The 9,211-nt window shown below is 66.5% G+C and carries 11 protein-coding genes; 3 read left to right on the top strand and 8 right to left on the bottom strand.

Annotation, left to right across the window (positions count from 1 at the left end; translation table 11 throughout):
• Positions 1 to 490 precede the first annotated feature (490 nt).
• Both ON26_RS06945 and ON26_RS06940 read right to left on the bottom strand, forming a co-directional pair.
• Complete coding sequence (locus ON26_RS06945; protein WP_218000551.1) at positions 491 to 868, bottom strand: nuclear transport factor 2 family protein; 378 nt, start codon at positions 866 to 868, stop codon at positions 491 to 493.
• A gap of 104 nt (positions 869 to 972) precedes the next feature.
• Positions 973 to 1,980, bottom strand: coding sequence for an NAD-dependent epimerase/dehydratase family protein (locus ON26_RS06940; RefSeq protein WP_040795155.1), 1,008 nt, complete (start codon positions 1,978 to 1,980; stop codon positions 973 to 975).
• A gap of 84 nt (positions 1,981 to 2,064) precedes the next feature.
• Here ON26_RS06940 and ON26_RS06935 point away from each other — a divergent pair, with 84 nt between their 5' ends.
• The 3 genes from ON26_RS06935 (at position 2,065) to ON26_RS33175 (ending at position 3,962) form a co-directional block, all read left to right on the top strand.
• Positions 2,065 to 2,526: a MarR family winged helix-turn-helix transcriptional regulator gene (locus tag ON26_RS06935; RefSeq protein ID WP_051026766.1), complete on the top strand. Its 462-nt coding sequence runs from the start codon at positions 2,065 to 2,067 to the stop codon at positions 2,524 to 2,526.
• 302 nt (positions 2,527 to 2,828) lie between these two features.
• Positions 2,829 to 3,281, top strand: a complete 453-nt coding sequence (locus ON26_RS06930; RefSeq protein WP_040795154.1) for a helix-turn-helix domain-containing protein — start codon at positions 2,829 to 2,831, stop codon at positions 3,279 to 3,281.
• A 51-nt stretch (positions 3,282 to 3,332) separates the two neighbouring features.
• Positions 3,333 to 3,962 (top strand): PIN domain-containing protein, encoded by a 630-nt coding sequence (locus ON26_RS33175; RefSeq protein WP_157171807.1) that lies wholly within the window; start codon positions 3,333 to 3,335, stop codon positions 3,960 to 3,962.
• A 424-nt stretch (positions 3,963 to 4,386) separates the two neighbouring features.
• Here the strand turns inward: ON26_RS33175 and ON26_RS06915 are convergent, their stop codons facing one another.
• From ON26_RS06915 to ON26_RS06890, 6 genes are read right to left on the bottom strand one after another with little or no spacing between them, the layout of a single operon-like run.
• Positions 4,387 to 5,199 carry a MurR/RpiR family transcriptional regulator gene (locus ON26_RS06915; RefSeq protein ID WP_051026765.1) on the bottom strand — a complete coding sequence of 271 codons (813 nt, stop codon included), beginning with the start codon at positions 5,197 to 5,199 and terminating at the stop codon, positions 4,387 to 4,389.
• Between the two features lie 37 nt (positions 5,200 to 5,236).
• Positions 5,237 to 6,046, bottom strand: a complete 810-nt coding sequence (gene phnE / locus ON26_RS06910) for a phosphonate ABC transporter, permease protein PhnE (RefSeq protein WP_040795150.1) — start codon at positions 6,044 to 6,046, stop codon at positions 5,237 to 5,239.
• The gene (gene phnC, locus ON26_RS06905; protein ID WP_040795149.1) at positions 6,043 to 6,798 is read right to left on the bottom strand and encodes a phosphonate ABC transporter ATP-binding protein; all 756 of its coding nucleotides are present in this window, start codon (positions 6,796 to 6,798) and stop codon (positions 6,043 to 6,045) included. Before phnC ends, phnE begins: the two co-directional genes overlap by 4 nt.
• Positions 6,799 to 6,803: 5 nt before the next feature.
• Positions 6,804 to 7,697, bottom strand: coding sequence for a phosphate/phosphite/phosphonate ABC transporter substrate-binding protein (locus tag ON26_RS31500; RefSeq protein ID WP_157171806.1), 894 nt, complete (start codon positions 7,695 to 7,697; stop codon positions 6,804 to 6,806).
• Between the two features lie 11 nt (positions 7,698 to 7,708).
• The gene (locus ON26_RS06895) at positions 7,709 to 8,320 is read right to left on the bottom strand and encodes an HD domain-containing protein (RefSeq protein WP_083883823.1); all 612 of its coding nucleotides are present in this window, start codon (positions 8,318 to 8,320) and stop codon (positions 7,709 to 7,711) included.
• A complete protein-coding gene (locus ON26_RS06890) occupies positions 8,320 to 9,084 on the bottom strand; it encodes a phytanoyl-CoA dioxygenase family protein (protein ID WP_040795148.1) in 765 nt (254 codons plus the stop codon). The genes ON26_RS06895 and ON26_RS06890 overlap by 1 nt, the downstream gene beginning before the upstream one ends.
• Positions 9,085 to 9,211: the final 127 nt, after the last annotated feature.

Below are 9,211 nucleotides of genomic sequence, written 5' to 3'. Positions count from 1 at the left end.
AGGTCCTTGGCGTAGCCGAGGAAGTCGCGGCGCGAGTTGTCCTCATCGCCCCTACGAGGGTTGGCAACAGTTGGTGCTGCGCGGTGCAGGCGGGGCGGGTAGTGTCCTCATCGCCCCTACGAGGGTTGGCAACCAATACCGCTCATCGAGTTCGATGCCGATAGCACGCATGTCCTCATCGCCCCTACGAGGGTTGGCAACTGCTGGCGCAGGAAGACGAGATCGAGGTCGAGCCGTGAGTCCTCATCGCCCCTACGAGGGATGGCAACGTGCCGCCAAAAACGACGGTGCCGCTGAATATGGTGCCTCGAACACCGCCCGCAGCGTGCTCGCCTGCGCTTTCGCCGTCCGCTCCGGACTGCGCTGAGCCAGCGCCGCGTAGAGCGCGTCCACCACCGCGTGATACACGCACCTGCTGGTCATGGCCTCCAGCCGGTATCGCGGGCTGAGTCGAAGTACATGGCCCGCTGTGTCCGTGTCGAAACCGACATCAGCGTTTCGGTGAGATCTTGCCCGCAAAGGTTTGGTTCGCGATCTTTCCGTTCTGGATGATGAAGGTGTCGGCGGCAACCTCGAAGCGATGGTCTGCAGTTTCGGCTGTCCACACTACGTAGGCGATGTCACCGGAGACCTCTTGCCGGAGTAACTCGTAGGACATTCCGGGTTTCGCGAACTCCTCGAACAGCTCTGTGAAGAATCGCCGGAGGGCCGCTGAGCCGCGTAGCACGCCATCGGGTGTGAACAAGGTCGCGTCGTCGCTGTAGTCGGCCGTGGTTCCGGCAAGGTCTCGCTTGCCCAAGCACTCGAGGTGATGCGCGAGTACATCGTGGGTCACGGCAGTGCGAGTGTTTGCCTGTTCTGGATTCACGTCGTTCCTTTGTGCAGTCAACGGAGTTCGTGTGGGGCTGTGCCGGGAATTGGTTGGATACATCGCGTCTCGAGCGTGTCCGCCGACTCGGCACAGGGGGCGGGTCAGACGGACCGGTCCGTTGCGGTGTGCGCGGAGGCCATTTCCGCGAGTCCCTGCGACACGGTTCCGTGCGGGCGGTAGCCGAGGTCGCGGCGTGCGGCGGTGATGTCATAGCTGCGGTCATGGCCCAAGAACGTGACCAGCCAGTTGGTCAGCATGGGCTGTTCGGGTCGGCGCAGCAGCCGTGCGCCGCCATCGAGCACCGCTGCCAGCGGTGTGGCGACCGCACGTGGAACGCTGCGCGCTCGGCTCACGTCGACGCCCTGGGTCGCCAACAGCGGGGTCATGAACTCGCGTATCGACATCGGAGTGGCATCGGTGACGTAGTAGATGCCACCGGCTCGACCCCGAGTCAGTGCGAGTTCGGTGGCCGCAGCCAGATTGCCGACATGGATGAAGTCCATGATGTGACGACCCCGATCGATCCACGTCCATCCGCCGGATCGCGCCAAGTCGGCCAGCTCGGTCACCGTGGTCATCCCGGCGCCCCAGATGAACGGCGGGCGCAGCACCACGGTGTCCATCGTGGGTGCCTCTGCGGACAGCAGGGCCTGCTCGGTGGCGAGCTTGACGCGACTGTAGGCGGTGTCGGGTCGGCCGTTGTCGGTGTTTTCGTCGACCACCGCTGCCCGCTGGCTGCCGCTGGAGACGCTGGCCGCGCTGATCAACACGAACCGGCCGACCCCCGCCGCGGCGGCCGCCTCGTGCAGCGCCACCGTAGGGACGAGGTTGTCGCGGCGAAAGCCGGCGTCGGGCCCCCAGAACGCCATCCGGGCCGCCCCGTGAACGACGGCATCGCACCCGGTCAAGGCAGCTGTCCAGGCGGGCGGCGCACCGCCAGGCGTCAGGTCGGCCAAATCCCCCATCACCGCTTCCCCGCCGGCGGCCGTAATCAGCTCGGCGGCGGAGGCCGAACGCGCCAACGCCAGCACCTCATGCCCGTGGCCGGTGAGGCGGCGCACCACGTGTTGACCGACGAATCCACTGCCGCCTGTCACGAAGACCTTCATGATCGACTCCTATCACGGCGAATAATTTGACATCAAAATATTAGGCATCTTGATATGCTGCCGTCAACAGCAGAGAGGAACCCCATGGCCGGACGCCCCACCAAGCCGACGAATCAGTTGCCGGGAGAACTGGCCGACGCCTTCGGCCGCGCCGGCAAATCGGTGGTCCGGGCCTTCGACGAACGCCTCGGGGAGCACGGGGTCTCCACGCCACGCTCCAAGCTGCTCGCCGAGATCCAGCGACTCGGCCCGGTGCGGCTGGCCGACCTCGCACGCGCGGTCGGCATCACCCAGGGGACCGCCTCGACACTGGTCGAGGCGCTCGTGCGAGACCAGCTTGTCGTGCGAGGCACCGACAGCGAGGACCGCCGCGCCATCCGGCTCTCCGTCACCCCGCAGGGCGACGACCAGGCGCGCCGATGGCTCGGCGACTACTCCGACGCAGCGCGGGAAATCTTCGCTTGCTTCGATTCCGCCGAACAGCGCACACTCGCGGAATTCCTCACCCGCCTTGCCGACACCCTCGAATCAGCGCCTGGACAATAGGTCGCCGCGGGGTGAACTGCCGCCCCAGGACGACTACCAGGAACTTCGGCGAGTATTGCAGACGATGCCCTGCGACTCCTGCCCCGCCAAGCGATCTCGGCGTCCGCTGGATGGACACCCCGGTCGCCCGCAGCCACGGCATATCGTCCGAGTGGGCCACCACACCCCTCCGATCGACCCCCTCGACCAGTAGGCACCACACCATGTGTTTCACTTGTATAGAAAAGGCATTGTAGTTATAAGTGAAACTCGCTAGATTTGCCGTCAGACACCCGTCCACGATCGGATCGAAGGAGACGACCATGGATCCGCTTTTGCGCGGCGACCGAGCGACACTTTCGGTGACCACACGCGAAGTCGAGCAAGCCGAGAGCGTTCGCGCCTTCTTCGGAACCACCCAGCCCACCCTGTCAATACAGGCCGGAGACAGCTCCGAGGCGCAACTCACCGTGCCGCCCGAGCTGACAGCGGTCATCCTGCAACTGATCGACCTTGTGGGACAAGGCCGCACCGTCACCATCGGCGCGCTTCCCCGCGAGGTGACCACGACCGTCGCCGCACAGATGCTGAACGTCTCCCGCCCCACAGTGATGAAACTTGTTCGGGAACAGAAGATCCCAGCTCACAAGGTCGGTGCCCACACTCGCTTGCTCAGCCGCGACGTGATCGAGTATCGGCGGGCCCAATTGGACCGTCAGAGAGCGGCTTTCGACGAACTACGGGCACTCGAAGAGCAGTTGGGCATCACCGACTGACCGTGGACAACGCCCGTTCCCGGAGCGGACCACCACACTAGGATCATGCGCATGAGCAGTAGGCAGGTGCAGCGAGTCCTGGTGGATGCCAACATCTTCTATTCGCGCACCCTACGCGACTGGCTGTGCCTGCTGTATCTACACGGTGGCAGCGGAATGTTCCAGCTCTACTGGACCGAGGACATCATGGCCGAGGTGCTGTATCGCCTCCGTCGAAAGCACCCGTTCCTGGACGAGCAACAGGTCGGTGGCATTCGACGAGCCATCATCGACACCATCGGTGACCACGGTCAGATCCTGGGCTACACCATCGATCGGCATCGCCACTACCCGGACCCGCTGGACGCGCACATCCATTGCGCCGCGCTGCACGGTGAGATGGACATAGTGCTGACCGCGAACGGCAAGGACTTCACTTCCGACGACAGTGATGATCTGCCGTACGAGGTATACGACGCCGATGCCTTCTTCGAACTCATCGACGACTCGAATCCAGCGCTGGTGCGCACCGTCACGCAAGAGCAGCTCGTCTACTGGGTCGGCCGCAAAGGCAAATCACTGCCGGAGGCGCTGAGAGCAGCCGATGCCGGGCAGTTCGCCGAGCGTGTGCGGCGACATCTGCAGACACTGGATGTGGGCCAGATCCTCGCGGCGACCGATCGGAGCCCCACGGCGACATGAGTCCCGAGGCGGCTCGGGGCTCCGCTGAGCGAGTTCGGGGAACCGGGTCTCCCACACCCGCCTGATACCGATCGGAAGCCACATGTAGGACCACAATCGCTTCAACGTCGCCGCATCGAGGTAGGTGTGCAGGTCAGTGGGTTCGGCGGCTTCGTTGATCACAGTGCGGTACAGGTCGACGATTCTGCCGGGACGGTCGAGGTCGTAGTCGGCTCGACCCGACCAGTCGAGATGGACGGGCAGGTGCACGATGCCGAAGGTGGGACCAGCGAGCAGACGCAGATCGTCGGGAACTACGAGAGGCTTGCTGTAGCGGGGGCCGCCGCCCCGAGGGTGGCTCAAGGGCTGCCCCTCCCTGTCGGTCTCGAGTCGGGGGTACCGACGGATAGGTAATGGTCCCACATCAAATATTCGAGGTAGGTCCCTACAACCGATGCCGCGACACCGCCCGCAGCGTGCTCGCCTGCGCTTTCGCTGCCCTCTCGGGACTGCGCTGAGCCAGCGCTGCGTAGAGCGCATCGACCACCGCCTGATGCACGAACCTACTGGTCATCGCCTCCAACCGGTACCGCGTTTCCGCTGATCCCGCGACCAGCACCACATCACACCGCTCGGCCAGCGGAGTCCGCGCGAAGCTCGTCAAGCAGATGGTCGCCGCGCCCGCCTCGCGCGCGGCCTCGGTGACCGTCAGCGTCTCCTGGGTGGTCCCCGAGTGACTCACCGCGAGACAGACTTGCCGCGGTCCCATCAGCGCCGCCGTCACGTGCTGCGAGTGCACCTCCGGGTTGTGCACGGTGGCCAGTCCCGCCATCTGGAGGCGGTAGGCGGCATCGGCGGCGACGGGCTGGGAGGTTCCGACGCCGGCGACGAGCACGCGGTCGGCGGTGTCGAGCAGGTCGACCGCGTGCTCGAAGGCCGTCGCGTCCAGGGCGAAGGCGGCTTCGCGTAGTGCCTCGGCCGTCTCGAGCAGGACGCCGGCGGGCAGCGAGGTCGTGCTGTCGGCCGACGGGGCGTCGCTCGAAACATCCGCCGCGAGTTGCAACTTCAGCTCTTGGAAGCCGCGGAAGCCCAGCTCTTGGCTGAACCGGACCACCGAGCCCAGCGACGTGCCCGACTCGGTGGCCAAGTCGGTCACGGTCATCCCCAGCACCTGCGCGGGCCGGGCGCGCACGACGTTGGCGATGCGTTCGCTCGCGCCGGAGAACACCGCCGCGCGCGCCCGAATCCGTTCGGGCACAGGGACTCCGCGAGCGACCTCGTTCGTCATGGGCACCTCACAGGTAGTGGCGGCGGATGCGGTTGCTCACCGCTTCTACCACGGCGACGACGATGAGCACCACGATCAGCACCGCGCCCGCGCGCTGGTAGTCCAGCGATTGCAGGGCCGTCACCAGCTCGTAGCCGATTCCGCCCGCGCCGACGATGCCGAGCACGATCGAGCTGCGGATATTGATGTCGAAGCGGTAGAGGGTGTTCGCCACCAGGCTCGGGACCACCTGCGGGAGGATCGCGAGCTTGACGACCTGCAGTTTCGACGCGCCGACGGCGGCCAGTGCCTCGCCCGGTCCGGGATCGACTTCCTCGATCCGTTCGGCGAACACCTTGCCGAGCATGCCGATCGAGTGGATCGCCAGGCCGAGGATGCCGGGCAGCGCGCCGAGGCCGAGTGCCGCGATGAACATGATCGCGAACACGAAGTCCGGGATCGCGCGGCAGACCATCACGAACCCGCGGGCGACGCTGAAGACGACCGGGTGGGGCGTGAGGTTGCGGGCCGCGAGGATCGATATCGGTAGTGAAATCAGCACTGCCGCTGCTGTTCCCAGGAAGGCGACCTCGATGGTCACGAGGGTCGCGTCGAGCAGCCCGGCGAACCCGCTGAAGTCCGGCGGCCACATGTTCTCGGCGGTGAACTGGACGAACGCCGGGATCGCTGCGAGGACCGACTCGAGGGAGACCTCTAGGTGGGTGGCGCCGGCGATCGTCGCGGCCAGCAGTGCGAGGCCGACGAGGAGGGGCGTGCGCTGCTTGCCGCGCACTCGGATCTCGGGCGCCGAGGTGGGGGCGGTGGATGTCGTGGTCATGCCGCACCTGCTACGAGTGGCGCCGAGGCGTAGAGCTGGGTCCACGTGTCCTGTTCGATCGCCGTCGGGCAGCTGTCGATGACCACTCGGCCACCGTTGAGGGCCACGACCCGGTCGCAGAAGCGGCGCGTGAGGTCGACCTGGTGCAGCGAGACGACGACCGTGCGGCCGTCCTGGCGGGCCAGGCTCTGCAACAGGGCCAGCACGCGCTCGCTACTGCCCGGGTCGAGGCTGGCCACCGGTTCGTCGGCGAGCACGACGCTCGGGTTCTGGACCAGTGTGCGTGCGATCGCCACGCGTTGCTGCTGACCACCGGACAGGGTGTCCACCCGCTGGTCGGCGCGGTCGCCGAGCCCGACCCGTTCCAGTGCTCGGACGGCTTCGCGGCGTTGTTCGAGCGAGAACGACCCGATCAGGGTGCGCCAGCTCGGCACCCGGCCGGCCGCGCCGGACACCGCGTTCTCGGCGGCCGTCAGCCGGTCGACGAGCTGGAACTGCTGATAGATCATTCCGACGTCGCGCCGGTGCCGGCGCAGTTCGACGCCGCGCAGCCGGGCGGGGTCGCGCCCGTCGACGGTGACTCGGCCGCTGGTCGGCTGGATGAATCCGTTGATCATGCGCAGGAGCGTCGACTTGCCCGCTCCCGACGGTCCGACGAGCCCGACCATCTCGCCGCCGGAGATCCGCAGGTCGATGCCGCCGAGCGCGGTGCCGCGCTCGTATTCCTTGGTTACTCCCTCGATGACGATCATGGCCGTTACTTCTTCGGCTTCATGTCGTCGACCGACAGCCCGGCCTGCTGCGCGAGGCGGCGGATCGGGTCGTAGTCGGCGTCGGTGATCGGTCCCACGGTCATCGACTTCTCGACTCCGATCGGAAAATCGGGGGTGCCCGTCAGGGCGAGCACCGCGGTGACGAGCTCGTCGCGCAAGTCGGCCGGGAGGTCGCCGCGCAGGACGACGGGCGAGCCGGTGATGCGTTCGGACTTCCAGACGACCGAGACCTCTTGCGGGTCGATCTTGCCGTTCTTGACAGCCGCGTCGTATTCGACGGAGTCGATGAACGCCGCGTCCACCTGACCGCTGGCCACCGCGAGGATATTGGCCGCGTGATTGCCGCCGGCGGACAGCGTGACGTCGGCTTGCGGGTCGATTCCGGCGTCCTTCATCGCGTTGAGCGGGAACAGGTAGCCCGAGGTGGAGAGCTTGCTTGCCAGGGCGAGGGTGCGGCCCCGCACGTCGGAAGGGGAGGCGATCTCCTGCGGCTTCTTGGTGATCAGGTAGCTGTAGTAGCCGGGCTGTCCGGTGGCGTCCAGGCCGACGGCGACGGGTTCGATCGTGGTCTTGGCCGCGGTCAGCACGTAGCCGAGGGAGTTGAGGAACGCGATGTCGAGCTGGCCGCCACGCAGACCTTCGGCGATCGCGTAATACTCTGTGCTGGTCTTCAATTCGACGTCCATGCCGAGCGCGGTCGACAACTGGTCGGCGATCGCCTGGTAGCGGGCCTGTTCCTCGGGGGCCGTGCCGGTGGCGATGGCGCCCAGTCGCAGGGTGGTGACTTCCTCGGTCGAGTCGGTGCTACTACACCCGACGACCATCAGGCCCATACACAGCGCGATCATCGCGCCGACGATCTGACGTACTCGGTTCATGGTGGTCCCTTTCACTTGTCCGCGGACCATGCGGCGAGGAGGTGGGTGATCGCGCCGCGCCAGTGTTCGAGCGGCGGTGTGGTCAGGTCGGCGACCTTTGCCAGGTCGTCCCAGCGGCGGACCAGGACGGCTTCCGCGTAGTAGGGGGTCTGTCGGAAGGCCTCGAGTTCGGCGGCGTTCATGGGGCCGCCCTGAACGGCGAGGCTGCGCACGGAGGAGGCGGAGAGTCCGTTCGCGTATTCCGGATCGGTGGCGACCAGGTAGCGCTTCGCCGGGACATGGAGTGCGATCGGCCCGCCGACCTCGGGTCCGAACCAGCGGGTGACCAGTCGCGCGCCGATGATTTCGTGCCGGAGGTCGGTCTCGAGGAAGTCGTCGCGATCGTCGTGCTCATCGAGCATCAGGTGTCCGATGTCGTGCAGAAGTGCGGCGATCTGCAACTTCGGGCCGTGCCCTTCGGCCTCGGCGAGCGCCGCGCACTGCAGTCCGTGCTCGAGCTGGGTGACGGTCTCGTCGTACATGGTCTGACCGGTGGTCTCGAGGTAGGCGAACAGCGCGTCGCAGAACGCGTCCGGGCCGAGCGTCGCGGCGTCGAGGGCGGCGACCGCGGTGGCGAGTGTCATCACGCTTCCCCTTCGCTACGGGTGGACGCACCGGCGAAGTGACCGATGAGGCTGAGGCGATCCGGCCGCTGCGCGAGCTGCTCGAGCTTCGCGGCGTAGTACTCCTCGCGCAGATTGCCGTCGCTGACACCGTTGTAGGTCAGGTAGATCGCGCGGCGGGTGCCGCGCGAAGTGTTGGCGGAGCTGCGGTGCGGCACCCAGCAGTGGAACCACAGCAGGCTGCCCGCGGTGACCGGAATCGGCTCCCAGGTCATGGCGTCGGCGATATCCGGTGCGATGCAGCCGGTTTCGTCGGCGGGCAGTGGCTGGTGGTGGGCGTCGCGCACGATTTCCAGGCAGCCGTTCTCGAGCGTCGAGTCGTCGATCGCGACCATGCACGCGACGGTCTTGGTGACGTTCGGGTACGCCGTGGCGTCCTGATGCGGCCGGAATCCCGAACCGCCGGGCTGCTTGTAGTTCAGCTTCTCCTTGTAGAGCAGGGCTTCCTCGCCGAGGAGTTCGGCCGCGATGTCCGGGATCAGGCCGCCGGTGAGGATCGACCGCATGCCCTCGTGGAAGGGCACGAAGTTCTCGGTGCGGCAGCGGCGGACCACGCCGTCGGCGCCGGTCTCGTCGTATTGCAGCACCTCATCGGCGGTTCCGGGGCGAGACTCGAGGTCGGCTGCCCAGGCGCGCAACTGATCCAGTTGCGCGCCGACGATCACGTTCTCCATCAGCCGGACACCATCGGATGTCCAGGTCAGGTCGGAGACAGTTGCCTGCATGGTTCGTCCTTCCACACTGTCGTTCGCGTGTGGAAGACATTTCCAGGGCTTGACGTCGGGGCGGGAAAGAGATTCCGAACATTGGCTTAAGGGGTGGGGGCCGGATGTTCACCTTGCTCGGTAACCT

It is taken from the genome of Nocardia higoensis NBRC 100133 (assembly GCF_000308595.1).
Classification (GTDB): domain Bacteria; phylum Actinomycetota; class Actinomycetes; order Mycobacteriales; family Mycobacteriaceae; genus Nocardia; species Nocardia higoensis.
The sequence above is the reverse complement of the archived record's forward strand: the minus strand, read 5'-3'. Positions and strand labels throughout refer to the sequence as shown.